33 protein-coding genes and 1 tRNA gene are annotated in these 25,250 nt (G+C 65.4%); 17 read left to right on the top strand and 17 right to left on the bottom strand.

Going from position 1 to position 25,250, the window contains the following annotated elements:
• Positions 1–53 precede the first annotated feature (53 nt).
• Together ACP97_RS08890 and ACP97_RS20410 are read left to right on the top strand one after the other, a co-directional pair.
• Positions 54–1,151: an aminopeptidase gene (locus ACP97_RS08890; protein WP_049997481.1), complete on the top strand. Its 1,098-nt coding sequence runs from the start codon at positions 54–56 to the stop codon at positions 1,149–1,151.
• Between the two features lie 95 nt (positions 1,152–1,246).
• Positions 1,247–1,408 carry an FmdB family zinc ribbon protein gene (locus ACP97_RS20410; protein WP_202593589.1) on the top strand — a complete coding sequence of 54 codons (162 nt, stop codon included), beginning with the start codon at positions 1,247–1,249 and terminating at the stop codon, positions 1,406–1,408.
• Between the two features lie 103 nt (positions 1,409–1,511).
• Here the strand turns inward: ACP97_RS20410 and ACP97_RS08885 are convergent, their stop codons facing one another.
• From ACP97_RS08885 to ACP97_RS19885, 3 genes are read right to left on the bottom strand one after another with little or no spacing between them, the layout of a single operon-like run.
• Complete coding sequence (locus tag ACP97_RS08885; RefSeq protein WP_336884756.1) at positions 1,512–2,519, bottom strand: matrixin family metalloprotease; 1,008 nt, start codon at positions 2,517–2,519, stop codon at positions 1,512–1,514.
• Positions 2,520–2,540: 21 nt separating this feature from the next.
• Positions 2,541–2,807: an HAH_0734 family protein gene (locus ACP97_RS08880; RefSeq protein WP_049997480.1), complete on the bottom strand. Its 267-nt coding sequence runs from the start codon at positions 2,805–2,807 to the stop codon at positions 2,541–2,543.
• 56 nt (positions 2,808–2,863) lie between these two features.
• The gene (locus ACP97_RS19885) at positions 2,864–2,971 is read right to left on the bottom strand and encodes a C2H2-type zinc finger protein (protein WP_152420480.1); all 108 of its coding nucleotides are present in this window, start codon (positions 2,969–2,971) and stop codon (positions 2,864–2,866) included.
• A 142-nt stretch (positions 2,972–3,113) separates the two neighbouring features.
• Between ACP97_RS19885 and ACP97_RS08875 the strand changes: the two genes are divergently transcribed.
• Genes ACP97_RS08875 through ACP97_RS08860 form a run of 5 tightly spaced genes read left to right on the top strand, consistent with a single transcriptional unit; the run spans position 3,114 to position 5,354 of the window.
• Complete coding sequence (locus tag ACP97_RS08875) at positions 3,114–3,395, top strand: 50S ribosomal protein L44e (RefSeq protein WP_049997479.1); 282 nt, start codon at positions 3,114–3,116, stop codon at positions 3,393–3,395.
• Positions 3,396–3,397: 2 nt separating this feature from the next.
• Positions 3,398–3,610: a 30S ribosomal protein S27e gene (locus ACP97_RS08870; RefSeq protein ID WP_049997478.1), complete on the top strand. Its 213-nt coding sequence runs from the start codon at positions 3,398–3,400 to the stop codon at positions 3,608–3,610.
• Positions 3,607–4,407 carry a translation initiation factor IF-2 subunit alpha gene (locus ACP97_RS08865; protein ID WP_049997477.1) on the top strand — a complete coding sequence of 267 codons (801 nt, stop codon included), beginning with the start codon at positions 3,607–3,609 and terminating at the stop codon, positions 4,405–4,407. Before ACP97_RS08870 ends, ACP97_RS08865 begins: the two co-directional genes overlap by 4 nt.
• Before the next feature lie 11 nt (positions 4,408–4,418).
• Positions 4,419–4,601, top strand: a complete 183-nt coding sequence (locus ACP97_RS19080) for an RNA-protein complex protein Nop10 (RefSeq protein WP_079977597.1) — start codon at positions 4,419–4,421, stop codon at positions 4,599–4,601.
• A 3-nt stretch (positions 4,602–4,604) separates the two neighbouring features.
• Positions 4,605–5,354 carry a proteasome assembly chaperone family protein gene (locus ACP97_RS08860; protein ID WP_049997476.1) on the top strand — a complete coding sequence of 250 codons (750 nt, stop codon included), beginning with the start codon at positions 4,605–4,607 and terminating at the stop codon, positions 5,352–5,354.
• On the opposite strand, the gene ACP97_RS08855 is transcribed toward ACP97_RS08860, so the two are convergent.
• On the bottom strand, positions 5,351–5,710 hold the full coding sequence (locus ACP97_RS08855; protein ID WP_049997475.1) for a DUF555 domain-containing protein: 360 nt from the start codon (positions 5,708–5,710) through the stop codon (positions 5,351–5,353). The genes ACP97_RS08860 and ACP97_RS08855 overlap by 4 nt on opposite strands.
• Before the next feature lie 256 nt (positions 5,711–5,966).
• Between ACP97_RS08855 and ACP97_RS20405 the strand changes: the two genes are divergently transcribed.
• The 3 genes from ACP97_RS20405 to ACP97_RS08845 all read left to right on the top strand — a co-directional run bounded on the left by ACP97_RS20405 (position 5,967) and on the right by ACP97_RS08845 (position 7,762).
• Complete coding sequence (locus ACP97_RS20405; RefSeq protein WP_202593588.1) at positions 5,967–6,140, top strand: hypothetical protein; 174 nt, start codon at positions 5,967–5,969, stop codon at positions 6,138–6,140.
• Between the two features lie 48 nt (positions 6,141–6,188).
• Complete coding sequence (psmB, locus tag ACP97_RS08850) at positions 6,189–6,902, top strand: archaeal proteasome endopeptidase complex subunit beta (RefSeq protein ID WP_049997474.1); 714 nt, start codon at positions 6,189–6,191, stop codon at positions 6,900–6,902.
• Between the two features lie 317 nt (positions 6,903–7,219).
• Entirely contained in the window at positions 7,220–7,762 is a 543-nt protein-coding gene (locus tag ACP97_RS08845; protein WP_049997473.1) for a CBS domain-containing protein, read from the top strand.
• Between the two features lie 19 nt (positions 7,763–7,781).
• Here the strand turns inward: ACP97_RS08845 and purM are convergent, their stop codons facing one another.
• Genes purM through ACP97_RS08830 form a run of 3 tightly spaced genes read right to left on the bottom strand, consistent with a single transcriptional unit; the run spans position 7,782 to position 10,917 of the window.
• Complete coding sequence (gene purM, locus ACP97_RS08840; RefSeq protein WP_049997472.1) at positions 7,782–8,744, bottom strand: phosphoribosylformylglycinamidine cyclo-ligase; 963 nt, start codon at positions 8,742–8,744, stop codon at positions 7,782–7,784.
• A gap of 56 nt (positions 8,745–8,800) precedes the next feature.
• Complete coding sequence (locus tag ACP97_RS08835; RefSeq protein WP_049997471.1) at positions 8,801–9,427, bottom strand: zinc metalloprotease; 627 nt, start codon at positions 9,425–9,427, stop codon at positions 8,801–8,803.
• Positions 9,424–10,917 (bottom strand): TraB/GumN family protein, encoded by a 1,494-nt coding sequence (locus tag ACP97_RS08830; RefSeq protein WP_049997470.1) that lies wholly within the window; start codon positions 10,915–10,917, stop codon positions 9,424–9,426. Before ACP97_RS08830 ends, ACP97_RS08835 begins: the two co-directional genes overlap by 4 nt.
• 181 nt (positions 10,918–11,098) lie before the next feature.
• Here ACP97_RS08830 and ACP97_RS08825 point away from each other — a divergent pair, with 181 nt between their 5' ends.
• Complete coding sequence (locus tag ACP97_RS08825; RefSeq protein ID WP_237561137.1) at positions 11,099–11,869, top strand: hypothetical protein; 771 nt, start codon at positions 11,099–11,101, stop codon at positions 11,867–11,869.
• A 78-nt stretch (positions 11,870–11,947) separates the two neighbouring features.
• Here the strand turns inward: ACP97_RS08825 and ACP97_RS08820 are convergent, their stop codons facing one another.
• Complete coding sequence (locus tag ACP97_RS08820; protein ID WP_049997469.1) at positions 11,948–12,415, bottom strand: acyl-CoA thioesterase; 468 nt, start codon at positions 12,413–12,415, stop codon at positions 11,948–11,950.
• Between the two features lie 37 nt (positions 12,416–12,452).
• Positions 12,453–13,754, bottom strand: coding sequence for a M28 family peptidase (locus tag ACP97_RS08815; protein WP_049997468.1), 1,302 nt, complete (start codon positions 13,752–13,754; stop codon positions 12,453–12,455).
• A gap of 86 nt (positions 13,755–13,840) precedes the next feature.
• Between ACP97_RS08815 and ACP97_RS08810 the strand changes: the two genes are divergently transcribed.
• Positions 13,841–14,905: a polyprenyl synthetase family protein gene (locus ACP97_RS08810; RefSeq protein WP_049997467.1), complete on the top strand. Its 1,065-nt coding sequence runs from the start codon at positions 13,841–13,843 to the stop codon at positions 14,903–14,905.
• 247 nt (positions 14,906–15,152) lie between these two features.
• Here ACP97_RS08810 and ACP97_RS08805 read toward each other — a convergent pair.
• Positions 15,153–15,237, bottom strand: a tRNA-Leu gene (locus ACP97_RS08805).
• Positions 15,238–15,456: 219 nt separating this feature from the next.
• Between ACP97_RS08805 and ACP97_RS08800 the strand changes: the two genes are divergently transcribed.
• The 3 genes from ACP97_RS08800 to ACP97_RS08790 all read left to right on the top strand — a co-directional run bounded on the left by ACP97_RS08800 (position 15,457) and on the right by ACP97_RS08790 (position 19,383).
• A complete protein-coding gene (locus ACP97_RS08800; protein ID WP_049997466.1) occupies positions 15,457–17,454 on the top strand; it encodes a DUF11 domain-containing protein in 1,998 nt (665 codons plus the stop codon).
• Between the two features lie 125 nt (positions 17,455–17,579).
• Complete coding sequence (locus ACP97_RS08795) at positions 17,580–18,464, top strand: hypothetical protein (RefSeq protein WP_049997465.1); 885 nt, start codon at positions 17,580–17,582, stop codon at positions 18,462–18,464.
• Between the two features lie 103 nt (positions 18,465–18,567).
• A complete protein-coding gene (locus ACP97_RS08790) occupies positions 18,568–19,383 on the top strand; it encodes an alpha/beta fold hydrolase (protein WP_049997464.1) in 816 nt (271 codons plus the stop codon).
• On the opposite strand, the gene purF is transcribed toward ACP97_RS08790, so the two are convergent.
• The 4 genes from purF to ACP97_RS08770 are packed head-to-tail and all read right to left on the bottom strand — an operon-like array spanning position 19,384 to position 22,321.
• A complete protein-coding gene (gene purF / locus ACP97_RS08785; protein WP_049997463.1) occupies positions 19,384–20,805 on the bottom strand; it encodes an amidophosphoribosyltransferase in 1,422 nt (473 codons plus the stop codon).
• On the bottom strand, positions 20,806–20,979 hold the full coding sequence (locus tag ACP97_RS08780) for a 50S ribosomal protein L37e (RefSeq protein WP_049997462.1): 174 nt from the start codon (positions 20,977–20,979) through the stop codon (positions 20,806–20,808). It abuts the gene before it with no gap.
• A complete protein-coding gene (locus ACP97_RS08775) occupies positions 20,976–21,209 on the bottom strand; it encodes an LSM domain-containing protein (protein WP_049997461.1) in 234 nt (77 codons plus the stop codon). Before ACP97_RS08775 ends, ACP97_RS08780 begins: the two co-directional genes overlap by 4 nt.
• 53 nt (positions 21,210–21,262) lie before the next feature.
• Positions 21,263–22,321, bottom strand: a complete 1,059-nt coding sequence (locus ACP97_RS08770; RefSeq protein WP_049997460.1) for a zinc-binding metallopeptidase family protein — start codon at positions 22,319–22,321, stop codon at positions 21,263–21,265.
• Positions 22,322–22,509: 188 nt separating this feature from the next.
• Between ACP97_RS08770 and ACP97_RS08765 the strand changes: the two genes are divergently transcribed.
• Positions 22,510–22,950, top strand: a complete 441-nt coding sequence (locus ACP97_RS08765) for a hypothetical protein (protein ID WP_079977599.1) — start codon at positions 22,510–22,512, stop codon at positions 22,948–22,950.
• Between the two features lie 133 nt (positions 22,951–23,083).
• Positions 23,084–24,037 carry a zinc-dependent metalloprotease gene (locus tag ACP97_RS08760; protein WP_049997458.1) on the top strand — a complete coding sequence of 318 codons (954 nt, stop codon included), beginning with the start codon at positions 23,084–23,086 and terminating at the stop codon, positions 24,035–24,037.
• Here ACP97_RS08760 and ACP97_RS08755 read toward each other — a convergent pair.
• From ACP97_RS08755 to ACP97_RS08745, 3 genes are read right to left on the bottom strand one after another with little or no spacing between them, the layout of a single operon-like run.
• The gene (locus ACP97_RS08755; protein WP_049997457.1) at positions 24,034–24,243 is read right to left on the bottom strand and encodes a hypothetical protein; all 210 of its coding nucleotides are present in this window, start codon (positions 24,241–24,243) and stop codon (positions 24,034–24,036) included. The two genes, ACP97_RS08760 and ACP97_RS08755, sit on opposite strands and share 4 nt — an antisense overlap.
• Positions 24,243–24,605, bottom strand: a complete 363-nt coding sequence (locus ACP97_RS08750; protein WP_049997456.1) for a YybH family protein — start codon at positions 24,603–24,605, stop codon at positions 24,243–24,245. The genes ACP97_RS08755 and ACP97_RS08750 overlap by 1 nt, the downstream gene beginning before the upstream one ends.
• Before the next feature lie 30 nt (positions 24,606–24,635).
• A complete protein-coding gene (locus ACP97_RS08745) occupies positions 24,636–25,184 on the bottom strand; it encodes a hypothetical protein (RefSeq protein ID WP_049997455.1) in 549 nt (182 codons plus the stop codon).
• Positions 25,185–25,250: the final 66 nt, after the last annotated feature.

The following is a 25,250-nucleotide window of genomic DNA, read 5'->3' as shown; positions in this document are numbered from 1 at the left end:
GTGACGCCACGCCGTGTGGATGGGTTTTTGATCGCCTCGCGCCATCCGATAGCATGGACGAGCGCATCACCGAGCATGCGGAGACGTTGGTCGACTGGAGCGCACGTATCGAGGCGGGCGACGACATCGTCATCGACGTCGCCCCGGGCGCACACGATCTCGCGGTCGCCGTCGCGGCGGAACTCGGCGAGCGCGGCGCGAACCTCGTGACGACGTACGCTTCGGACGAGATCGACCGTGCCTATCTCCGAGCGCACGACGACGAATTCGACGCCGACCCCGCCCACGAGCGCGCGCTCTACGAGAACGCCGACGTGGTCCTCTCGCTCGGCGGCGGACGGAACACGAGCGCGATGGCCGACGTGCCGGGCCACATACGAACTGCCTACGCCACCGCACGGGAGGGGATTCGGGAGGCGCGCATGGACACCGACTGGGTTTCGACCGTGCATCCCACTCGCGCGCTCGCCCAGCAGGCCGGCATGAGCCACGAAGCCTACATCGATTTCGTCTACGACGCCGTGCTCCGCGATTGGGAAGCGCTCGCCGAGGAGATGCGCGGGCTGAAAGCGCTCCTCGACGACGGGAGCGAGGTCCGTATCGTCGGCGAGGGGACTGACATCACGATGTCCATCGAGAGCCGAACCGCCGTGAACTCCACCGCCTCGGTCGCCGACGACTCACACAACCTCCCGAGCGGCGAGGTGTTCACCGCGCCCCACGGAACCGAGGGCGAGATCACCTTCGACGTGCCGATGACCATCCGTGGACGGCGGGTTCGGGACGTTCGACTGACCTTCAACGACGGCGCGGTCGTCGACTACGACGCCGCAGGAAACGTGGATGTGGTCGGCGAACTCCTCGATACCGACGACGGCGCACGGCGACTCGGCGAGTTGGGTATCGGGATGAATCGCGGCATCGACCGCCCGACCGACAGTATCCTGTTCGACGAGAAGATGCATGGAACTGTGCATCTGGCGCTCGGGCGCGCCTACGACGCCTGCCTGCCCGACGGCGAAACGGGCAACGACAGCGCGGTGCACGTCGACCTGATCACCGACATGGGCGAGGACTCACGCCTCGAAATCGACGGCGACGTGATACAGCGAAGCGGCCTTTTCCGCTGGGAGGAGGGCTTCCGGGCGTAGATCGTCGTCACAGGCCACACGAGACGGAGAATCCGGGATTTTCTCGGAAAAGTATTTATCGACTGTGGGTCATCGTCAGACGGGAGTGTCCGCCGATGCGCTATCTCGACCGGTTCAGGAACCGACTCGGTCGAACCACGGAGGAAACGGAGTACGTCTGCCGCAACTGTGGGGCCGGCTTCGAGCACCGCCGACAGGTCTGTCCGGAATGTGGAAGCTACTCGATTCGCCGCCGCGAGTGGGGACCGCTGCCCTGATACTGACGGTCGGAACGCCGCCGCTCTTCGAGACGATGTCTCCGGCCGTCGCCTCTCGTCCATCGAGCGGCGGTTGCTGGAGTGGTTCCGACCGACGGTAGACTCATCGCCACCAGTCGCTCCGGCGATCGTCGTAGCTCGTCCCCTCGCGCAGTATCGGCGGATAGGCCGATTCGTTCTCGATGCCGAAGCCGAGACCGAGCCAGCGCGCGACGTGCCAGCCGACGGTCCCCGTATCGAGGTCGGTGTAGGTGATTTCGAGGCGCACGTACCGTTCGAGCGCGCCGTCGCCGTCGCTGTCGCTGCCGAAGACCGAGCCACACGACCCCCGTTCGGACGCACAGGGCGAGCGCTCGGCGGGGCGAATCACGATGTCAGCGTTCTCGAACCCCGCCACGACGCGAAAGGAGACGTTTTCGGGCACTCTGCCATCCGCGCCGCGCTCGTAGTAGTCGAGCGCATGGTCGATCTGTTCGCGTTCACTCTCCGAAACGTCGTCGGTGAGGTACACCGACAGCATCGAGTCGTTCCACGCGAGCGCGCGCTCGCTCGCGTTCGGTTTCGGCAGGCTCGTCAGCGTCGTGTGCGTCGCCATCAGTTCCCGCGGCGGGTCGCCGTGACTGAGACCGAGTGCGTGGCCGAACTCGTGTTCGAGCACGCGCACCGTCGAGTTCGCCGAGAGGTTGTCGAGCGCGCGAACCGCGACGGTCTCACCGGTCTGTGCGGGGTCGGTGATCTCGGGCGCACAGCCGGCGGCGTTTGCGACCTCGCCACAGCGGGCGACCCGCGGCACGAACGACACGCGGATGTCGGGGTCGCTCTCGTTCGCCACGAGCGTGACGTTTACCGAGTAGTTCAGATACCGCTGGTCGTGTGTTTCCCAGTATTCGAACGCCTCGCGGACGAGCGGGCCGAACGAGCGCTCGGAATCCGTGGTGGTCACCGCCACGGTCAGATTCCGGTCGCCGTAGGGGTTGTCGGGGTCGCCCGCGTAGCCCGCGAGGTCGTCGGGGAGCGGGCGCTCGGTGAGACCGGCACAGCCGGCCGCGAGGACGAGCATGGCGACCACGAGGACGGACAGGACCAGCCGTCGGCGACCCGACCCCTTCACGATTGCCTCACAGCGGGTCGGTTAGATCGTGAGTTCGCCCTTGCGCTTTCGCACCTCGACGGACTCGGCGTCGACGGTCTCGACGTCGAGATGCATCGGGATGAACTCGCGGCGCTCGAAGGCCTCGGTCTCGTCTTCGGTTCCGACCGTGCACCACAACTGCGGGCGGTCCGGGCCGTGCCACTCGCCCTGCCTGCTGATGCCGAAACAGACCAGCTCCTCGCCGTCGAGGTCGATAACGCCCCCCTTGCGGACGTCGGGGTCGCCGTTGATGATGAGCCGCCTCATACCCGTACGTCAGCCGACGCAAACCTAAGCGCTTCGGACGGGCATGGAAGTCGGGTTCAGGCCATCCCCTGCTCGGGATGTTCCTCCGCCATGTGTTCGTTGAGCGATTCCTCGCTTCCGAACGATTCGTTACAGATACGACAGCTTATGTCTGGTGAACTCATCGTTCGTACGACGCCGCGATCGACAAAAACGCTTTCACCGGCAAACGACGGGTTCCGGTCGAGTGAATCGAAGCCGTCGCGATTGGGTCCCGCCAGACCAAACGGGTTTTATCCGCCCGCCCGTTAGCGACGCGCAGTAGCTATGCAGATACCACGCCGGTTCAACACGTACTGTCCGAACTGTCACGAACACCACGAACACGAGGTCGAGAAAGTCCGCAGTGGCCGCGAGACGGGGATGAAGTGGATCGACCGACAGCGCGAGCGCGGCACGTCGGTCATCGGCAACGCCGGCAAGTTCTCGAAGGTGCCGGGTGGGGACAAACCCACGAAGAAGACGAACCTCAAATACCGCTGTGGCGAGTGTGGCAACGCCCACCTGCGCGAGGGCTGGCGCGCCGGCCGCATCGAGTTTCAGGAGTAATCATGGCGGGCAACTTCTACTCCGTGCGCTGTCCGGACTGCGAGAACGAACAGGCCGTCTTCGGTAAGGCCGCGAGCACGGTCGCGTGTGCGGTCTGCGGGACGACGCTCGCCACGCCTACCAGTGGGAAGGCCGTCTTCGAGGGTGAGGTCGTCGAGAGCGTGGAGCGCCGCGAGGCGACCGAGACCATCGCGGGTGAATCCACGGCCCAATGAAGTACAGCGGCTGGCCCGACCCGAGCGAACTGGTCGTGGGGAAGGTCGACGAGATTGCCGATTTCGGCGTGTTCGTCGACCTCTCCGAGTACGAGGACAAGCGCGGACTCGTCCACATCTCCGAGGTCGCCTCGGGCTGGATCAAGAACGTCCGCGACCACGTGAGCGTCGGCCAGACCGTGGTGGCCAAGGTACTGGAGGTCGACGAGGGCTCCCAGCAGATCGACCTCTCGCTTAAGGACGTCAACGACCACCAGCGCTCGGAGACGGTCCGCGAGTGGAAATCCGAGCAGAAAGCCGACAACTGGATGACCATCGCCTTCGGCGAGGACATCGCCGACGAGCAGTACGCCACCGTCGCCAACGAGTTCCTCGCCGAGTTCGGCTCGCTCTACGCGGGCTTCGAGGAGGCGGCCATCCGCGGTACGGACGCGCTCGCCGACACCGACCTCTCGGACGACGAGATCGATGCCATCGTCGAGACCGCCCGCGAGAACGTCTCGGTGCCGTACGTGACGGTCGCGGGCTACGTCGATCTCACGAGTTCCGACAGCACCGGCGTCGACGTCATCCGCGAGGCGCTCCACGCCGCCGAGGGCAACGGCGACCTTCCAGACGAGGTCGAACTCGACGTCACGTACGTGGGGTCGCCCGAATACCGCATCCGCGTGCAGGCACCCGACTACAAGACCGCCGAGAGCGAACTCGAAGCCAGCGCCGACCGTGCGGCGGCCCACATCGCCGACCACGGTGGCTCCGCCGAGTTCCACCGCGAGCGCCGTAGCGACGACGAATAGAATCCTCGAAAATGAAATCGGCCATTCGTGTCTGCGAGACGTGGAAGTCGACTCACGACCGTCCGATCTACACCCTCAGTTCGACCTGTCCCGACTGCGGTGGCCCGGCAGTCAACAGCGCGCCGGCACCCTACAACCCCGAGGACCCGCATGGCGAGTACCGACGCGCTCTTAAGCGGCGCGCGTCCGACTGAGCCATGGACGAATTCGACGTCGAGACACTCGCGGAGCCGGCGCTGACCGACCCGGTACTCGTCGAGGGACTGCCCGGCGTGGGCCACGTCGGCAAGCTCGTCGCCGAGCATCTCCTCGAAGAACTCGACAGCGAACTGCTCGCGCGGGTCTACTCCGAACATTTCCCGCCGCAGGTGAACATCGAGGACGGCCGCGCGAAACTCGCCTCGGCCGAGCTCCACGCCGTCGAAGCCGACGAACAGGATCTGATCGTGCTCACTGGCGACCATCAGGCACAGGATGCCGCCGGCCACTACCGTCTGACCGACCTGTTTCTCGACCTCGCGACCGACCACGGGGTCGAGCGGGTGTTCGCACTCGGCGGCGTTCCGACCGGTGAATTGATCGACGAGTACGGCGTCATCGGGGCCGCGACCACCGACGCCCTCGCCGACGAACTCGAAGAGGGCGGTGTCGAGTTCCGCGAGGGCGAACCCGCCGGCGGCATCGTCGGCGTCTCCGGCCTTCTCTTGGGTCTCGGCGCACGCCGCGACCTGCCGGCGGCGTGTCTGATGGGCGAGACGAGCGGGTATCTCGTCGACCCGAAGAGCGCGCGGGCGGTGCTCGAAACGCTCGAAGAACTCGTCGGCTTCGAGGTCGGGTTCGAGTCGCTCGAAGAGCGCGCCGACGAGATGGAGGAAGTCGTCCAGAAGATCCAGCAGATGGAACAGGGCCAGCAGGCCACCGACGACGACCTCCGGTATATCGGTTAGCTCTCCTCTTCGACGTCGTGTTCGATGGTCTCGACGACGTCGAGTGGCACGTCACGGAGTGCGCCGCCGACCTCGCTCTTGGCGATGCGCTGGGCGTGTTCGCGGCCGTCGGCGTTGAAGATCTCGATTTCGAGGACCAGTCCCACGAGTGCCGTGCCCGCAGCCACAAAGGCCGAGTCGAACGGTTCACCACAGGCCGGACAGCCGGTCGCGCCGACGTCGACCTCGACGTAGGATTTGTCCCTGTCGTTCAGCCGTTTGCCAGCCTCGCTGACCGCGACGCCGATGGCGTCGTCGATGCTCTCGACGTCACGAACCAACCAGGCCGCCTCCATCGCAACGAGATAGTCGCTCACAGTCGATTGTGGGTCCCCGGCGTGTCGTACCTTGCGGTTTCGCCGCGCACGTGCACTCGAAGTCCGCGATAGGTTATGGCGACGAACGCCGTAGGACTTCCATCGCCCCGCCCGCGACGGTCGCATTCGAAACTCGGGTTGCGTTTCGTTCAATCCAAATTGAATCGCACGACTGCGGCGGTGTGTTGATGAGGGTCATGATCGGTCCGGGGCCGGTACAGTTATATACTCCCTCGGGCTGGCCCTCGTCGAGGACATGAAAGCACGACTGCACCGCACGCTGCTGTTCGCCGCCTATCAGGCTGCGCTGCTGGTAGGTATCGTCACGTTTCCGCTCGCGTTGGTCACCGAACGCGCCGGGCTATCGCTTCCTGTCGATCGGCTCGTCGAGCGTCTCGGCGAGGCCCACGAGCGCGCAAGCGAGAACTGAGCATTCGGAAGGACTGGTCTTTTAAGCATCCGGCGAGTAGGCGGGCCAATGCCTGAGTTACCAAACGGTCCGGACCTCGCGCGGCCCGGCCGACAGGCGACCGAGGACATCTACGGACCCGAACTCGGCTCGCTGCCGAGTCCCGACATGGACGACGCCGAAATCACCAAGACCGGCACGACGACCGTCGGTCTCACCACGACCGACGGAGTGGTGCTCGCCACCGACCGCCGGGCGAGCGCCGGCAACATGGTTGCGAGCAAGCAGGCCCAGAAGATCGCCCAGATCCATCCCCGTGGCGCGCTGACGATCTCGGGGGCAGTGAGCGCAGCACAGGCACTCATCAACAACCTCAAAGCCGAGGTGGACCTCTACGAGGCCCGTCGTGGCGAGGAGATGAGCATGCAGGCGCTCTCGACGCTGACATCCAACTTCCTGCGCAGCGGAGCTTTCTTCATCGTCCATCCGATTCTCGGCGGCGTCGACAGCGATGGCAGTCACATCTACAGCATCGACCCCGCGGGCAGCGTGATGGAAGAGGACTACAACGCGACTGGCTCGGGGTCGCCCTTCGCCTACGGTGTCCTCGAACAGCAGTACGAAGACGGCCTGAGCAACGACGAGGCCAGAACCGTCGCCGCCAACGCGGTCAAGAGCGCCGTCGAGCGCGACACCGCCAGCGGCAACGGCATCATAATGTCCGAAATCACCGAGGAAGGCACCGAAATCGAAGAGTACGACAGCTTCGACCAGCTTCTCTGAGGTTACGCGCTTTTATCGGTTGCAACCGCCGAGCGGCCGCTGTGGCGGCTATGGTGCAGTTGCGGGGCGGTTTCCTTGGTGGATGAAGGGCGAGGTGTGAGCGAAGCGAGCGCCCGAGGGCTTCTGCGGTGCTGTGCGGCGGTTGAGTGTGTCCGCGCGAGTGAAACGAGTACGGTTCACCGCGAACGAGCCGCAGGCGAGTGAGCGGAAGTTTTTGGTCCAGATTTTTCAAGGAGCGGTTCGCGCGGAGCGCGAACCCGACGCAGAAAAAGGTGGGGTTCCGTAATGCTTTTCATTACCCACGGTTATCGCCGGACATGGAGCTGCCGACGCCGGAGGACTTGCGCGAGCGCCGAGGGCGCGTCGAACTCACCCAGAGCGCGCTCGCCGAGCGCGCCGATGTCTCCCAGCCGCTCATCGCGCGTATCGAGAGCGGCGACGTCGATCCGAGACTCTCGACGCTGCGGCGCATCGTCACCGCCTTGGACGCCGCCGAGGGCGGGATTCGGCGTGCGCGCGATTTGATGCACACCTCGGTGATCGCCGTCGCACCTGACGACAGCGTTCGGGAGGCCATCGACCGGATGGGCGAGGCGGGCTACTCGCAGCTCCCGGTGGTTCACGACGGCTATCCAGTGGGCATCATTTCGAACGGGGACGTCCGGCGTGCCTCGGCGGAGAACGCCGCCGATCTCCCCGTCGCGGACGTGATGCGCGAGTCGATCACGACCGTGGCTCCGGAGGCCACCCTCGATACGGTCGATACCCACCTCGACCACCACGACGCCGTCATCGTCGTCGAGAGCGGCCGGATGCTCGGCATCATCACCGAAGCCGACGTGGCGGCTCATCTGTCCTGATTCTCTGACCCGCGCCGCCTCAGTCGAGTTCCAGTTCGTCGACGGCGACACCCGTGCCCTCGGCGACACGACCGACCACCTGCCCGTCCGTGGCGTCGGCAAGCGCGGCGGCGTCGTCGGGGTCGAGCGCCGCGACGAAGCCCATCCCCATGTTGAAGGTTCGATACAACTCTTCTCTGGCCACCCCTCCCCGCTCGGCGACGAACTCGAAGACCGGCGGGACGGGCAGCGGGTCCGTGATCTCGTAGCGGTGCGAGCCCATCCGTGTGAGGTTCGTCCAGCCGCCGCCGGTGACGTGGGCCGCGGCGTGGGTCGCGTGGTCGTGCAGCGGGAGGTCGGTGTAGAGTCTGGTGGGTTCGAGCAGGACTTCGCCGACCGTCTTCTCGGAGTCGGGGAAGGAGTCGTCGTAATCCCCATTCCGGGTCGCGGCCCCGCGTGCGAGCGTCAGGCCGTTCGAGTGGATGCCCGAGGACGGAACCCCGACGAGCGCGTCGCCGATCCGTGCCTCGCCGAAGAGGTCGTCCTCCTTGGCGAGACCAGCACACGTTCCGGCGATGTCGAGTCCGCGAATCACCTCCGGCATCACCGCTGTCTCGCCGCCGACCAGCGCGACGCCCGCGCGTTCGGCCCCGACGGCGAGTCCCGTGCCGAGGTCGGCGGCGGTCCCCTCGTCGGGTTCGTCGACCGCGAGGTAATCCACGAAGGCCACGGGTTCGACCCCGGCGGCCACGAGGTCGTTGGCGTTCATGGCGATGCAGTCGATGCCCACGGTGGAGTAATCGTCCAGCGCTTCGGCGACCAGCAGTTTCGTGCCCACACCGTCGGTAGCGAGCGCGAGGTACTGGTCCCCGATGTCGACCAGGCCGGCGTAATCGCCCTCGCTTTCGCCTGCTGCACCCACGAGCGCTGCGGTCGCGGCCTCGCTTGCGTCGATGTCGACGCCCGCACCGGCGTACGTGAGCCTCTCCTCTGCGTCGGTCATGGCGAAAGCGCCGGCGGAGGCGGACAAAAGCCCGTCGGTGAGATCGTCGTCCCGATTTAGAGACTGAATCCGAAGGTCACGAAGACCGCGACCGCCGACCCGGCGCTCACGACGAAGGTGATGGCGAAGACGACGACGCTCCACGACAAAACTGTCCGCCCGTCGAGCGGGCCGAACGGGAGCATGTTGAACCCCGCTAATAGAAGGTTGATGCCAACGCCGAACGCGCCGACCGTGCCGAGGAATCCAGTCGAGAGGAGCGCAAGCGCCGCGAACCCGACTGCGAGAGCGAGGTTCGTCACCGGGCCGGCGAGCGCGATGAGACCGTTCTGGCGTTTCGTGATACGCCCGCGGTGGTAGACTGCGCCGGGCGCGGCGAAGAGGAATCCCGCGAAGGCGCTCGCCACCGCGAGAAAGAGCATGCCGTAGTCGGCGCGGAAGTGGGCGACCTGGCCGAAGCGCTGGGCGACGAGTTTGTGCGCGAGTTCGTGCAACAGGAAACCGATGCCGGCGGTGAGCATGCTGAGTGCGAACGAGCGAAAGACAGGGCCCGACAGCAGCAGATCGACGTCGCCGGCGAGGAGGATTCCCCGGAGCGGCGGCGTGAAAAAGAGTGCGAACGCCACCCCGAGGGCGACCCACGCGATCGCGAGGTCGGCGAGTTCGCGCCGGGCGAATCTCACGTGAGCGCCCCCCAGATGAGGTCGGCGCTGTTTTCGGCTCCTTGGACCATCAACGAAACGACGCCATCGACGCCGCCGACGCCTGCCGCGAGTATCGGGAGAACGATGGCCGCGAACAGGAAACTCGCCACGATGGAACCGACGTTGGTGAGCGCGACGATCGCGATGAGTCGAAAGAGGGCGACCTCCCGGAGGCGTTCCCAGAGTTCGTCGAGCGGGCTCTCCTCGTCACTCAGGATCTCGTTCAGGGTGTTGATGTCGCCGACGTTGACGTCGAGATAGCGGAGTTCGACGTAGCCGGCGAACCAACCCGGAGCCAGTAACGGGTTCACGCTCGTGAGCCACGCGACCGCGCCGCCGACGAGCGCGCTCGCCCAGTGTGCGCCGCCGAGTTTGGCGAGGACGGTGGCGAAGATGCCGTTGATGAAAAACCACGCGCCGAACAGTCGAAGGAGGAAACCGTTGCGCGCGCCGGCCATGGCCAGCAGGAGGAAGAAGACGAGGAAGCCGAGCGTGAACAGGTAGCCGAGGATTTTATAGGGCGAAAAGCGCCGGCCGCTCTCGTGGCCGACCAACGAGTCCATCGGCGGCAGCGTTTCGGGATGGCCGAGATAGCGCTCGATGCCCTCTCGGTGGCCCGCGCCGACGACCGCGACGACGCGATGGCCCTGTTCGCGCAGCGCCACCAGCCGGTGGGCGATGAAGGCGTCGCGCTCGTCGATGAGTGCCTCCGCGCCACCCGGCGAGAACTGTCTGAACTCTTCGAGCATGGTGCTCACGACGTCGGTGTCGGTCATGTCCTCGATGTCGAACTCCTCTTGTTCGTCCTCTTCGGGCGCGCTCCAGACGAACGCCGTCGTGAGGAGAGTCCCGAGAGCGAGACCCAGGACGGTTGCGACCAGCAGGAAGTCCGCTATCGAGACGAGGAGTCCGGGAATGGCGGGCGTCGCCGGCAGCACGAGCGGGCCGAGAAAGGCCTCCAGTGGAACGCCGAGCAGGAGCCCGGTCGTGAGACCGATACCCAGTCCGACCGCGAGCGGCGAGGCGAACGCCAGCGGGAGGCTCAGCAACATTTGCAGTTTCTCGCCACCGGTCATCCGCGCCCAGAACCGCTGGATGGTCATCTGGATGTCGCGGTCGACGAGCGCTACCCCCGACCCGACCTCTTCGGCGGTCTCGACGGCCGCGAGCATGTCCGCTCCGGGGCTGATGTCGAACTCGTCGCCGAGGCGGGTCTGGACGTACGAGAGCATCCAGTAGGCGAGAAACTGGAAGACCGTGTTGCCGCGCAGGAGGTCGCCCGCCGACAGATCGTCGGGCTGTTCGCCCTTGAGTTGGCGAAAGCGGCCCTCGTCGAGTTCGACCGCCACCACGTCGGGTCGTTCCTCGGCGATGGTGCGCTCGACCTCGCCGACGCTCTCGGGGGAGACGTGGGCCGTCCCGACGACGCGGACGCTTCCCTCGTCCGTCGTCGCCGTCGAATCGCTCATTGCCCGATTCATGGACCGGCCTTTCTTACCCCTGTCGGGACGGCGCGCTCGACGCGAAACCGAGCGCCTCTCGCCGGCGGAACGATTCTCCCCGCGCGAAACGGCGGCCATCGCAATATACCCAAATGATATTATCAGTCACGGAATGTTTATCTCCTCACGACACCTCTACGTATCCGTTATGTCCGTACACATCACAGCCGTACTCAAGGAGGGTGCACGCAGAACCAGCAAACGCAACGGTCTCATGCTCATCGGACTCGTGTTCGTGCTCTCGGCGCTCAGCGGTCTCCTCGGGGCAGGACTCGCTCGGTACGCGGCGAACCAGCAGTTCGTCCCGGTCGAGGCGGGAGCGAGCGCGCTGTTCGCCCTGCCGCCGGTCGTCGCCGGTCTTCTCTCGTTCGTGCTCGCGATCGCGAGCCTCGTGGTCTCTATCGCCGCGATTCGGGTGTTCGTCAGCGACGAAACCGAACACCTGTCGCGCGAGCACTTCACCCGGAACATGGGCTGGGCGGCACTCAACGTCTTCGTGGGGGCCATCGTGTTCGGGCTCATCGTCGGGCTGGGACTCGTTGCTCTGGTCATTCCGGGCATCTTCCTGCTCGTGACCCTCGCGTTCTGGACCGTTCACGTCGCCGTCGAGGACCAGAACTTCGTTCAGGGCTTTCGCAGCAGCTGGGCACTCACCCGCGGGCACCGCTTCTCGCTGCTCCTGTTGGGCGTCGCGGTCATGCTCGCCGCGCTCGCCGTCGATATTGTCTTCGGTCTCGGGGCCATCGCCGGCTCGACCATCGGTCTCGTCGTCGCACAGGCCGGTAGCGCCATCGTGACCGTCTACTCGACGGCCGTGCTCGCCGCCGCCTACACCGAACTCACCGCGCTTCCGGCCGAAGACGATCTCGCCGTCGAGGAAGGGCCCGTCTCGCCGGAAGACGGTGCGAAGACCGCCTGAAAGCCGGCACTCGCCGGTCGCATCTCACGATTTTCGCTCCTCGTACGCCGTTTCTCGAACTCCGGCTCGGAGTCCCTTTCACTCGTCCCGAGTCACACCCGAACCGGTGTTGTCCTCACCGTCGAGCGCGGCCGCGTGCAGCCGCTCACCCTCCTCGGAATCGACGGTGAGGTCGGGAACGGTCGTGGGGGTACCGTCCTCGTCGATGGCGACGTAGACGAAGTACGATTCGGTGGTCTTCTCGCGCTCGCCGCTGGTGAGGTCCTCGCGGTAGGTCTGCAGGTGGACGTGGACGCTCGTCTGGCCGGCCCGATAGACGTAGGATTCGATGAACGCGACGTCACCCACCCGGATGGGCCGCTCGAAGTCCACTTGGTTGATCCGCGCGGTGACACAGGCGTTGCCCGCGAATCGCATCGCGCTCATCGCGCCCACTTCGTCCATCCACTTCATCACGTTGCCGCCGTGGACGCTCTGGAGGTTGTTCGCGTGATTGGGCTGGACCATCTCCCGGTTCTCGATGTGCGTCGAACACAGGTCGGTCATACCTCCCCTTCGGGCGCGCCGAAATGAGCCTACTGCATCAGTACGGCCACTCGCCGGTGAGTTTCATCCCCGCAGCCTCGCCCTCGGCTTCGAGCGCGGCCGCGATCGCCTCGGGGTCGGCGCGGGAAACAGTGAAATCGTCGTCGGCAAGCGAGACGGCGAGTTCGGTGAGCAAAATCGCCTGCTCGCGGAACGTGCGCAAGTCAAGCTTGTCGAGCGTGTCGGCGTGCGTGTGGCCCCAGCCTCGGTCGGGTCCCGTGTCGCTCGTGACGTGGTAGCTCGGCACGCCCCAACGGACGAACGGCCAGTGGTCGCTGTGTGGTCCCTGTTTGGGCACCGTCTTCATGGGATGATCGAAGCACTCCCCGACCCCCTCCGCGACCACGCCGAGTTCGTCGAAGCCGTGAGTCAACAGCGAGAGCGTCCGTCCGGCGACGACGCCGTCGTTGTTGAGCACGGCCTTCACCGAATCGAGATCGGTCTCCGCGGCCAGATACTCCGAGCCACACAGTCCGACCTCCTCGGCCCCGAACGCGACGAACTCCACGGTCGTGTCGAGTTCGTCCTCCCGGTCGGCGAGCGCGCGGGCGAGTTCGACGACCATCGCCGTGCCAGCACCGTTGTCCATCGCCCCCTCGGCGATGTCGTGGGCATCGACGTGGCTCGTCACGAGCACTCGTTCGTCGCTCTGCGGTCCGAGTTCGGCGTGAACGTTCCGACTCGTCGCGTCGTGAATATCGGCGTCGACTGTGACGTTCATCCGCTCGCCGTCGTATCGCCGGCCGAGACGTGTCCCGACCTCCTTCGAGACGCCGACGGCTGGAATCTCGCCGATCGGGCCGTCGGCACCGCCGACGCTTCCCGTGGGTGGGAGCTGACCGGGCACGTGATTGCGGAAGACGAACGCGGCCGCCCCGCCCGCGACCGCCCGATGATACTTTTCCGTTCTGTGAACGAACCGGTCGTGGTGATCGGGCACGTCGCTCGCGGCCATCACGACCTTCTCCTCGATGTCGCGTTCCTCGAAATCCTCGGGTAGGCCGTAGCCGAGATCGGCGAACTCACCAGTTGCCTCGGCGCTCGGACTCCGCGGAAGCGCGATGCAGGCGCTCTCGTCATCGCCCGCGCGGATGGCGCTCTCGCCGCGCGTCCAGCCCTGGATGTCGAACTCCTCTAGTCGGGCGTTCCGCGCGCCGGCGTCTTTGAGCGCGTCGCGGGTGGCTTCGGCGGCGCGGCGCTCGCCCTCGCTGCCGGCCATCCGGTTGCCGATGTCGACGAGTGTTTCGAGGTGACTCCAGCCCGTGTCGCTCGTGAACGTCTCGCCGATCCACTCTGTCATGGCGTCACTGCTGGCGACCGCGTGCTAAGCGTTTCCCTTCGATTGGCAAACGAGCATTTTTAGCCCGCCGCCGTGGTTCTCGGCGTATGCGCGACGTGCTCGCGGCGTGGCGACCGGTCATCGACGCGGAAATCGAGCGGCTGCTGCCGCGCGAGACCGACGTCGAGTACGCGAGTGACTTCTTCGGCGCGCCGACCTACGAGTACGATGCGGACGCCATCCAGCGCGCGCTTCCCGATCCCGTCTGGACGCTGCTCGACCGCGGTGGCAAGCGCTGGCGCGCGGTCGTCTGCTGTCTGCTCCTCGATGGCTTCGGTGTCGACCCACACGACTATCTCCCCTACGCCTGCATCCCCGAAATCCTCCACAATGGGACGATCATCGTCGACGACGTCGAGGACGGCGCGACGATGCGCCGGGGTGGACCGGCGCTCCATCACGAGTTCGGGACGGACACGGCGCTCAACGCGGGCAACGCGATGTACTTCTTCCCGCTCAAGATCGTCGCACAGGACCCCGCCGACCTCGATCCGGAGGTTCGTCTCGAAATCTACGAGATGCTGATGCACGAACTCAATCGCACCCATCTCGGACAGGGGATGGACATCCACTGGCACAACCAGCAGGCGATCGAGATGAGCGAAGCGCAGTATCTGGAGATGTGTGCCTGCAAGACCGGCTGTCTCGGGCGTATCGTCGCCCGACTGGCCGCACTGCTCACCGACCAACCCGACGACGTCGAAGGCCACGCCGCGCGCTACGCCGAACTCATGTCCATCGCCTTCCAGATCGGCGACGACATCCTCGACGTCGAGACGGCCGCCGAACACGGCGGCGCGTTCGGCAAGGGTGTCGGCAACGACGTGCGCGAGGGCAAGAAGACGCTGGTGGCGATTCACGCCGCCCGTGAGGCTACGCCCGAACGGGCCGCCAGACTCGAAGAACTGCTCTGGGCCGACGAGAACAGTGAGGAGGACATCGCCGAGGTCATCGAAATCTTCGAGGAGACGGGTAGTGTCGCCTACGCCCGCGAGTGCGCACTCGACATCGCTGCCGAAGCCCGCGAGCACCTCGCCGAACTCGACCTCGCCGACGAACCCGCGGACAACCTCGCGGAGTTCACGCATTTCGTCATCGAGCGCGACGTTTGAGGCGGCGGTGCGGTAGCGGGGCGGTAGCGGTTCCTGGCGGATGAAGGGCGAGCGCGACCAGTGGGAGCGCGAGGGCTTCGGTGGTGCGGTTGCGGTAGTGAAGTGATCGTACCGCGAACGAGTGAAACGAGTGAGCGGGCCGAGGAATCCCCGAACGGAGTGAGGGGGTGACGCCGGCTTTTTCCCCACGTTTTTGCAAGCGAGGGAGTGCGCTCTGCGCACGACCGAGCGTAGCAAAAAGTGGGAGTGCGTGGGACCGGATTTGAACCGGCGGACCTCTACAGGACAGCGCCCTCAACGCTGCGCCGTTGGCCTAGCTTGGCTACCCACGCGCGAGTAGATGGTATCCCGCGATTCGTTAAAAGGGCTTCCATCTCATTCTCGGAGGCGATTCGCCGTGGCATATTATATCATATTATGTCTGTTACGAAGGAGTTCTTCATTGTCACTACTAGGTCCCATATAAAGATTTTTGATTATCTTCGTGAAAAAGAGCGCGATATATCCGGCACAATCTTCATGAATGATTCGCTTGCTCGAAGTCCCGTTGCATGTCGAAAGAACTCATGAAACGCGGTGGGGTCGTTGTGCTCGCACTGTTGACGGTCATCGGGATGACTGCGACACCAGTGCTTGCGAACGACAACACGGCGACTGACGACTGTGATCTGGTGGACGTGGACGGTGACGACAATTCGGTCAACGTCGACATCCAGCAGGAGAACAGCGATCTCAACATCAACTGTGGGGACGGCGGTAACGGCGGGGATGCCGGCGGCGGTGCCGACGACGCCAGCGGGGATAGCGGGGACGCAAGCGCCGACGACGGTAGCACCGCTGACGAAGGGAGCACGAAAGAAGTCGACGTCAACGTGAACGGCGAGGACGTCAACACCAACCAGGAGGCCGACGACTCCGACGGCGACGATGGTGACGGTGCGGACGGTGCGGATGGCAGCGACGGTGCGGACGGTGCGGATGGCAGCGACGGTGCTGACGGAAGCGACGGTGCGGACGGCGCAGACGGCAGCGATGGTGCGGATGGCAGTGACGGCGCAGACGGAAGTGATAGCACGGACGGCAGTGACGGTGCGAACGACGACGGCACGGATGGCGGTGACGGCGCGGATGGTGACGATGACGCGGATGGTGACGACGGCGGAGACGGCAGCGACGGCGCGGACGACGGTGACGGTGCGAACGACGACGGGACGGACGACGGTGCCGGTGATGCCGACGGCGGGGACGACAGCGCCGACACCGGCGACAACGACCAGAGCGTAGGCGACGTCGACAACAGTACCGTTCTGCAGTACCTCTTCGACTATGACTTCATCGACCAGAGGGAGGTCAACGCGGCGATCAACAACGAGAACATCTCCAACAGCACGATCGTCAACAACATCGTCAACGGCGATCAGACGATCAACCTGAGCAGCGTGTACGTCGACAAGAGCGTCACGAACGTCGACAACAGCACGACGATCGTCGTCTACAACAACGGTACGATCAACGTCATCGACGAGGACGGTCCCGGTGACGTGGAGACGCCCGGCGACGGCGACGACAACGGCACCGAGACGCCCGGTGACGACAACGGTACCGATGATGGAACCGGCGATGGCGACGGACCCGGCGACGACAACGGGAGTGGCGACGGTGACAACGGTACCGAGACGCCTGGTGACGGTGGTCTTACCGACATCTCGGTGACGAAGACGGCAGGAAACGCCATCATCGACCCCGACGGGGATGCAGACGTGACGGTCCAGTATACGGTTACTGTGACGAACAACGGGGACGAGACCGCCGAAGATGTAGTGGTTCAAGACGAGATGCCACTGCTGAGCGAAACCGATCTCGCAAGCCTCGAAACGAGCGCCAACCTGCTCGTCGACGCCAGCTCGGACAGCGGGAACTACGACCCAGGAACCGGAAACTTCACCGTGAGTTCACTCGCACCGGGCGAGAGCGCGGAACTGGAACTCACTACTGCAGTCGTCATCGTCGGCGATTCCGAAGTGAATAACACCGCAACGCTCCTCACGGACGACACCACTCCCGACAACAACGTGGGAACGGTCGAGTTCGAGACGTTGGTCGGCGTCATCACGGAACCGCTGGCAGATGCGGTCGAGGAAACGCTTGGGCCAGTACTCAACCCAGTGCTCAACGCGCTGGGCATCGACGACCTGACCTCCTTCCTCGAAGATCAGATTCTGGCAGGCAACGTCGACCTCGGTGAGTTGGTCGATAACCTCGATCAGGGCCCACAGGTGATTATCACCTTCCTCGAAGATCTCACCGGACAGGACGTGCCCCCCGATGTCGGTACTACTACCAGCGCAACGCCGAGTCCGACTGACGGAACGCAAACCACGAGCGACACGGCGACGCAGGCCACGACCGGAACCGCCACGGATCAGACGTCCACTTCGCAGGGAAGCACGACCGCCGTCAGCAGCATGATTCCCTTCCCAGGGGTGACGGTTGGACTGATGACCGTACTCGGACTGTTCGGAAGCGTCCTGATGCTGCGGCGCGACTGAACACCGCATCCACCCGTTTTTGCCTGTACTGTCGGTGCCTGTCACCGAACAACGCGGCGACGAGACAACAGACGAATGAACTTGACACATACTGTCCACGACCCATCACGGCGATATATCGAACCATGACGGCGAACCGACTCACGATCACGCTCGTTGCACTCTGTGCGTTTACAGGGGCCGCGGTCGGTGGCGTCGCCTCGATGCCGGTGGCCGGTCCGGGCACGCCGGCAGTCGTCGACGGCCCGGCGGTTGCCGACACGTCGGCGGTCTCGACCGACTCGAACGCCACCGGTGGGTCGGACCGCGTGAGCGACTGTGACATCGTCGACGTCGACGGCGATGGCAACACCGTCTCGACCGACCTCACGAGCAATGCGACCGACGGTGGCGGCAACGTGAGCGTCGCACTCACCTGTGGGGCCGACGGTGCTACGGTCACGGACCACGACCTCGTCGACATCGACGGCGACGACAACAGAGTGCGAGTCGTCGTCGGCATCGACGACGGAACGGTCTCGATCGGCGAGGGGACCGACACCACCGACCGTGGCTCGTCCATTGCGCTTGACTGCGGCGATAGCGGGGTCGCAGACTGCGACGCGGTCGATATCGACGGTGTCAACAACTCGGTGACACTCGTCGTCCGGGGCGACGACGGACGAACCATCCACGAGTTCGGCGCGGGCGGTGACGAACGCGGCGCGAACGACGAGGACGACGACGGTGACGGTGCCGTCGACGAAGACGATGAAGGCAACGCAGGTCCATCGAACGACGATGACGACGGCGACGGAGCGATCGACGAGGACGACGAATCCGACGACGGCGACGATGGCGCTGACGACTTCGGCGGCAACGCCGAGGACGATGACGACGGCGATGGGGCCATCGACGAGGACGACGAGGCCGACAGCGGCAACTCCGACGACGTGGACAACGACGGTGACGGTGCCGTCGACGAGGACGACGAGGCCGCGCTCCCGGAGACCGGCACCAACGCCGACTGAGACGTCCCGAGCAGCGTCCATGACGGACGAGCGGGACACCGCTTTTCGCCATCGATTTCGGCTACGCGCCTAGATATAAGTCGCCTGCAGGCGGATGTTATCCATGTCCGAATCGGACGAGGTGGCGACCGAGCGGTATCGACTGCGCCCGGAGACCGTCAGCACCGATCGGGGCGAGGGACCGGCCATCGTCTTCGCGCACGGAACGCTGATGGACCGGACGATGTTCGACCCGCAGCTCGACGCCCTCGCGGACGAGTACCGAACCATCGCCTACGACCTCCGGGCGCGGACCGACCAGTACGCGACCGACTACGATCTCTACGACCTCGCCGACGACGCCGATGCACTCACGGATGCACTCGACATCGACTCGTTCGTGCTCTGTGGGATGTCGATGGGCGGGTTCATGGCGCTGCGCTTCGCCGAGCGCTATCCCGACCAGTTGGAGGGCGTGGTTTTGATCGACGCCATCGCCGAGCCACACACCGACGACGAGCGCGAGCAGTACCGCCAGATGGCGAACCAAGCCCGCGAGGACGGCGAGTTCGCCGATTTCATGGTCGACGTCGCGAAAAACCAGCTCTTCGGCGCGACCACCCTTGAGGAGAACCCCGCGCTTGTCAAGCACTGGGTCGAGCGCTGGCAAACGTATCCAACCGAGGGCTTCTATCGGGAGATGCACTCGTGGCTCGACCGGCCGGATTTCACCGACGAACTCTCCGCCATCCACACACCTGTGCTCTCGGTCCACGGGAAAGAGGACATCTCGCTCGAACCCGAGCGCACGAAGTCGATGCTCGACGAACTCCCCGACGCTCGCCAGGAGTTGATTCCGGAAGCCGGTCACAGTTCGAACACGGAGAACCCCGAAGCGGCGACCGCGGCCATCCGGTCGTTTCTGGAAGACGTCTACTGATCAGTCGCTCACGACCGGGCGGCTGACCGGGCGGTCGGTGGCCTCGCCGTCGATGTCGTAGGGATACTCCCCGGTCACACAGCCCATACAGAGGTCCGCCTGGGAACTATCGAGCGCGTCCGCGATCGATTCGGGCGAGAGGTACGCGAGGCTGTCGGCTCCCACCGTCTCTCGGACCTCGTCGACACTTTTCCCGGCGGCGATGAGTTCCTCGCGGCTCGCCATGTCGATGCCCATGTAGCAGGGCGCGACGATGGGCGGCGAGCCGATGCGGAGATGGACCTCCTCGGCACCCACGTCGTAGAGGAGGTCGACCAGTTGGGTCGAGGTCGTTCCCCGAACGATGGAGTCGTCGATGAGCGTGACGGTTTTGCCCTCGACGGTCGATTTGATGGGGTTGAGTTTCAGTCGGACGGCGCGCTCGCGCTCGTCCTGGCTCGGCATGATGAAGGTCCGACCGACGTACCGATTTTTCATCAGCCCCTCGGCGAACTCGACGCTGCCCCCGGAGTCGTTCGCGGCCTCGGCGTAGCCCGAGGCGAACGCGCGCCCCGAGTCGGGCACGGGCATCACGACGTCGCTGTCGATGCCGTCCTCGGCCCAGAGTTTGCGCCCGAGTTCGCGGCGAACCTCGTAGACCAGTTCGCCGTCGACCGTCGAGTCGGGTCTGGCGAAGTAGACGTGCTCGAAAAAGCAGCGGGCGGTGTGTGCGGGGTCGGTCAGTCGATAGGTCTCGTAGCCCTGTCCATCCGGTTCGAGCACGACGAGTTCGCCCGGTTGGACGTCCCTGATCAGTTCGCCGTCGAGCGCGTCGACCGCGGCACTCTCGCTGGCGAGCACGTAGCCGTCGTCGAGTTCGCCGAGACAGAGCGGCCGATTCCCCTCGGGGTCGCGCAGTCCGAGCACGCGGTCGTCGTGCATCACCGCGAGCGAGTACGAGCCGTGGACCTTGCTCATGGTTTCCTCGACGGCAGTCACGAGATCCGCGTCGAGGAGGTTGCGCGCGAGGTCGTGGGCGATAACTTCTGTGTCGCCGTCGGAGGTGAAGGCGTGGCCCAACCCGGCGAGTTCGTCGCGGAGCGCGCCCGCGTTGACGAGGTTCCCGTTGTGCGAGAGCCCGAGCGAGCCGCTCTTGAACGAGACCGAGAACGGTTGGGCACAGGACGCATCGACGCTACCCGAGGTCGGATACCGAACGTGACCGATGCCGTTCGACCCGCCGAGTTCGGCGATGTCGTCGGGACCGAACGCGTCGCCGACGAGTCCCATTTCGACATGAGAATGCTGTTGAAATCCGTCGTGAGTGACGATGCCCGCCGACTCCTGGCCGCGGTGCTGGAGGGCGTAGAGCGCGTAGTAAATCGGTCGTGCGGCGGCGCGGTCGGCGAGTGAGACGCCGACGACGCCGCACTTTTCGTGCATCTATTCGCCGGCTTTTTCCTGCCACGCGTACTCGCGGCGTTTGGCGGATTTCCCGAAGCCACAGGAGGCACAGACCTTCTTCGTCTTGTGGTAGGAGGCCTCGCCGCAGCGGCGGCACTTCACGTGAACGGTTTTGTTCTTCTTGCCTTGGCTCGGCGTTCCGGACCCGGTCATGGTGTTATCGAGACGACGTTGTCGCCGCGGATAATCGTTGTGCTCTCGACCGCCTCCGACGTCCCCTCCTCGACGGTCGAATCGGGGTCGCCGCTTGCGGGGTCGAGCACGACGTTCAGATGCTGGTCGTACCCACCCAGATCGCCGGTGTAGGTCGCGCCGTCCTTCAGCCGGACGGTGACGCTGTCGCCGAGTGTCGCTTCGAGCACGTCGAGGGGGCGTCCGCTCATACGCTCACTCGCCGGGTTCTCGACTTAAGCGTGCCGGCCACGGGTACGATGAATCAGATATCGACGGCGAACGTCTCGTCGGCATCGATATCGGCCGCGAACCGCCCGAGCAGGTCGGCGAGCGCGTCGAGATCGGTCGTGTCGATGACCTCGACGGGCGTGTGCATGTAGCGATTGGGAAGCCCGAGATTCAGCGACGGGATCCCGCCGCGTGCGGTGAAGATGGCGTCGGCGTCGGTGCCCGTCCGCGACCCGGTCGCCTGCAACTGGATCGGGATTTCCGAGGCGGCGGCGACGTCGCGCATCGATTCGACCAGTACGGGATGGTTCGCCCCGCCGCGGGCGATCGCCGGTCCGCCGCCGAGTTCGACGCCCGTGCTGCGGTTCGCCGGCGTCTGGGGGTCGTCGGTCGCGTGGGTCACGTCGACGACGATCGCCGCGTCGGGCGCGAGGTCGAAGCCGACCATCTTCGCCCCCTGGAGACCGACCTCCTCCTGAACCGTGCTCACGGCGTAGACTGTCGCGTCGACGTCGGCCTCGCTCGCGCGGCGCAGCCCCTCGGCGGCGGCCCACGTGCCGATGCGGTTGTCCATCCCACGGGCGGCGAGCCGGGTATCGTCGAGTTCTCTCACTCTTCCCTCGACGGTCATCGGGTCGCCGACCGCGACCAGTTCCCGGGCGCGCTCCCCGCTCTCGACGCCGATGTCGACGTGCTGCTCTTCGATGTCCGCGGTCTCGTGTTCGTCGCGGAGGTGGATCGCCGTCTGGCCGATGACGCCCGGAACCGAGCCGTTTGCGGCGTGGATCGTGACGTGCTGGCCGCGCGAGACGGTTTTGTCCGCGCCGCCGATGGCTCCCAGACGCACGAACCCGTCGCCGTCGATGTCGCGGACCACGAACCCGATCTCGTCGGCGTGGCCGGTCAGCGCCACGCTCGGTCCGTCCCCCGAACCCTCGTGGACGGCGATGGCGTTCCCGTAGGAATCGGTCCGCACCTCGTCGGCGAATCCCTCGACGTAGTCGGTCCAGACGCGCTGCCCACGGGTCTCGAAGCCCGATGGACTCGGCGTCTCAAGCAGATCTTCAAGGAATGTACGCTGGCGTTCGTTCACGTCCGACGTAGCGCTTCGAGCGCCATGAACCATCGGGATTCGAGGCACCACGGATCCCGTTCGGACGACGAGCGGCCGCGCGAATCCCTCGACGGGACGACGATGGCTGTAACGACGAGTCTCGAGACCCGACGATGCCGGCACTCGAAGCCCAAACGAATAAGGTGACCGAAGGCGAACCCGGCGCTATGGCAGACAACTTGACCCTGCTCGAACTTCACCTGCACGCCGAGGACAACGAGTTCTCGAGCGACATGGAACTCGGCTCGGACCTCGGCAGCATCGTCCGTGATCGACTCGGTCTCGGTGGCGAGAGCGAGGACGACGAACAGTCGGTGTTCGGCGAGACCGACTTCGGCACCGAATCGAGCGGTTCGGAGGCGAGCGCCGACGGCGGCAGTACCGTCCAGATCGGCGAGACCGACGAAGACGACGCGGCGGACGAGACCGACGAGCACGGCGCTGTCGTCGAGATCGACGAGGCAGCCGAAGACGACGAGGACGAATCCGGCGGCCGAAGCAAGGGCAAGGCGCTGCTCGTGTTGGTGTTGCTCGTCGGTTTCGCGCTGCTCGCACGCCGCTATCTCGGTGGCGGCGACGACTTCGAGGACGAGTTCGAAGAGCTGTAATCGGGCCGTTCACGTCCAACCGGCGTTCGCTACGCTTCCGATTCATGACTTTTCCGACTCCCAGCCGCGAACACCTATTGCGACGTTCCGAACGAGGCCAAAGCGCTTTGACCGGTCGGCGCGACGATTTCCTGTGACCCTCTACGACAGCGTTCGGGCGATTACGGCGGCCTCCGGCGACGGTCTCATCGACTGGACGGCCGTCACCGAGGCCGCGAAGGCCGCCGTCGACGCCGGCGAACTCTCGCTTTCGCCAGCGGCACGCGACGGGTACGCGCGGGACGTCCGCGACGCACGCGCCCGCGTCGGCGAAGTCGCCGGCGTCGACTTCGACGTGCCCGACACCATCGAGGTGCAAAACCGCCACCACTGGATCGACGCCAACGTGGCGACCTTCGAGCGCGTGATGGGCACGCTCGAAGCGAACGGCCCGAACCTCGCGGGTCTCGCGCGCGTGCTCAACACCGGCTCGATGAGCGTCGCGCTCGCCTTCCTCGCCAGCAACGTCCTCGGCCAGTACGACCCACTCCTGCTCGCCGAATCACCAAGCGAAACGCACGCGCTGTATTTCGTCCAGCCGAACATCGCCCGCGTCGCCGACGAACTCGACGTCTCCGAGGAGCGCTTTCGTCGCTGGATCGCCTTCCACGAGGTGACCCACGCCGCCGAGTTCGGCGCGGCCCCGTGGCTACCCGACCATCTCGAAGCCCGAATGGAGCGAAGCGTCGAGGCGCTCGGCGATGGCAAGTTGGACCGTCAGTCGTTCCGCGAACTGAACGCCGCGATGACCGCCGTCGAGGGCTACGCCGAACTGCTGATGGACCGCGCGTTCGACGACGAGTACGAGGACTTGCGCGAGAAAGTCGAGGCCCGCCGGCGCGGTCGCGGTCCCCTCTTCGAACTCGTCGGTCGATTGCTCGGCATCGGGATGAAACGTCGCCAGTACGAGCGCGGGAAAGCCTTCTTCGATTACGTCGTCGAGGCGCGCGATATCGAGACGGCGAGTCTCGTCTGGGAAGTCCCCGAAAACCTGCCGAGCGACGCCGAAATCGACGCGCCGGAGACGTGGCTCGCGCGCGTCGACTAATTCCCACGAAGGCCGCTCGGGAAGGCGAACGCGACCACGACGACGCCGACGAGCAGGCCGGCGAGCACCGAAAGCAGCGTGAGGAGGATCGAGACGTCGCCCTGTAGCGTGATGAGACCGGCCGAAAGCCCGACGAGGACGACGAACCCGGCTTTGAACCGGCGCGAGGCGGCGCGGCGCTCCTCGCGCGTGGTCGGCCCGACCATCAGGGATCCACGGGGACGCTGACGTGCATTCCGACGAATTTCCAGTCCTCGTCCCGTCGAAGTGTGCCGCTCCAGCGCGTCCGGTGGTCGTGGCGTCCGCTCTCTCCTCTCCATGCCATCCGTACATCGTCGGCGAACCACGCGAACTCACCCTCTTCGGTAACCTGCAGGTCGTGGCTCTCGACGGTCCACTCCTCCGTGGTTCGTGTCTGCTCGCGCAGTCCCGCTTCGATGTCGTCGTAGCCGACGAGGCGCTCGCCGATGCCGAACTTGACGAGTGCGTCGGCGGCGAAAAACGGGGCGAGTGGCTCGCCGTCCCGGAGCGCGTCGTAGTAGGTGTCGATGGTGGCTTCAGCGCTCATACCGGGCGAAAGCGACGATGCGGTTTACGCCTATTGGAAGCCGCGATTCGTCTCGTCCTCGTTCACGAGATCGTCGAGTTCGGCGTTCAGCAGGCGTTCGGCCTCCGCGAACTCCCCCGAGAGGTCGTCGAGTCCGTCCGGGCGGCCGTAGCTATCGTGTTCGATCGGACCGTAGGCGGGGCTGTCGAGCGCACCCATCACGTCCTCGAAGAGGTCGTCCCCGGTCGTCGGCGCTTCCGAGTGGGCTTCGAGCACACCCTCTAACCTGTTTGCCGCCGCTTTGGCCTCCCGTTCGTCCTCGACTGGGGACTGGACGCCGAAGCGACCCGCCGCCGCGTCGGGAAAGAGCGGGTCGAGGTCGTCGTCGATGCGGCGAGCCACCTGCGTGCCGACGCCGTGCACTTCGTATGGATTCTTCGCGTAGGTTTTGAGCTGAAAGACGCCGGCGGCGGGGTGGCCGATATACATGTCCTCGCCGATGCCCCGATCACGGTTGCCCGCGACCGCCCGCCAGTCGCCCGCGTCGGCTCCCGAATCGACAACCTCCTCCAAAATATCTTGCCAGTCACGAACGCGCATACCCACCCTACCGGTGCGGCCGTCATCAACCCACCGCTCGTAACACTCGAAGCGTGTGGTCGAACC

The sequence above is a fragment of the Halococcus sediminicola genome (genome assembly GCF_000755245.1).
Taxonomy (GTDB): Archaea; Halobacteriota; Halobacteria; order Halobacteriales; family Halococcaceae; genus Halococcus; species Halococcus sediminicola.
Note: the sequence above shows the minus strand (reverse complement) of the source record. Positions and strands in the feature narration are given on the sequence as shown.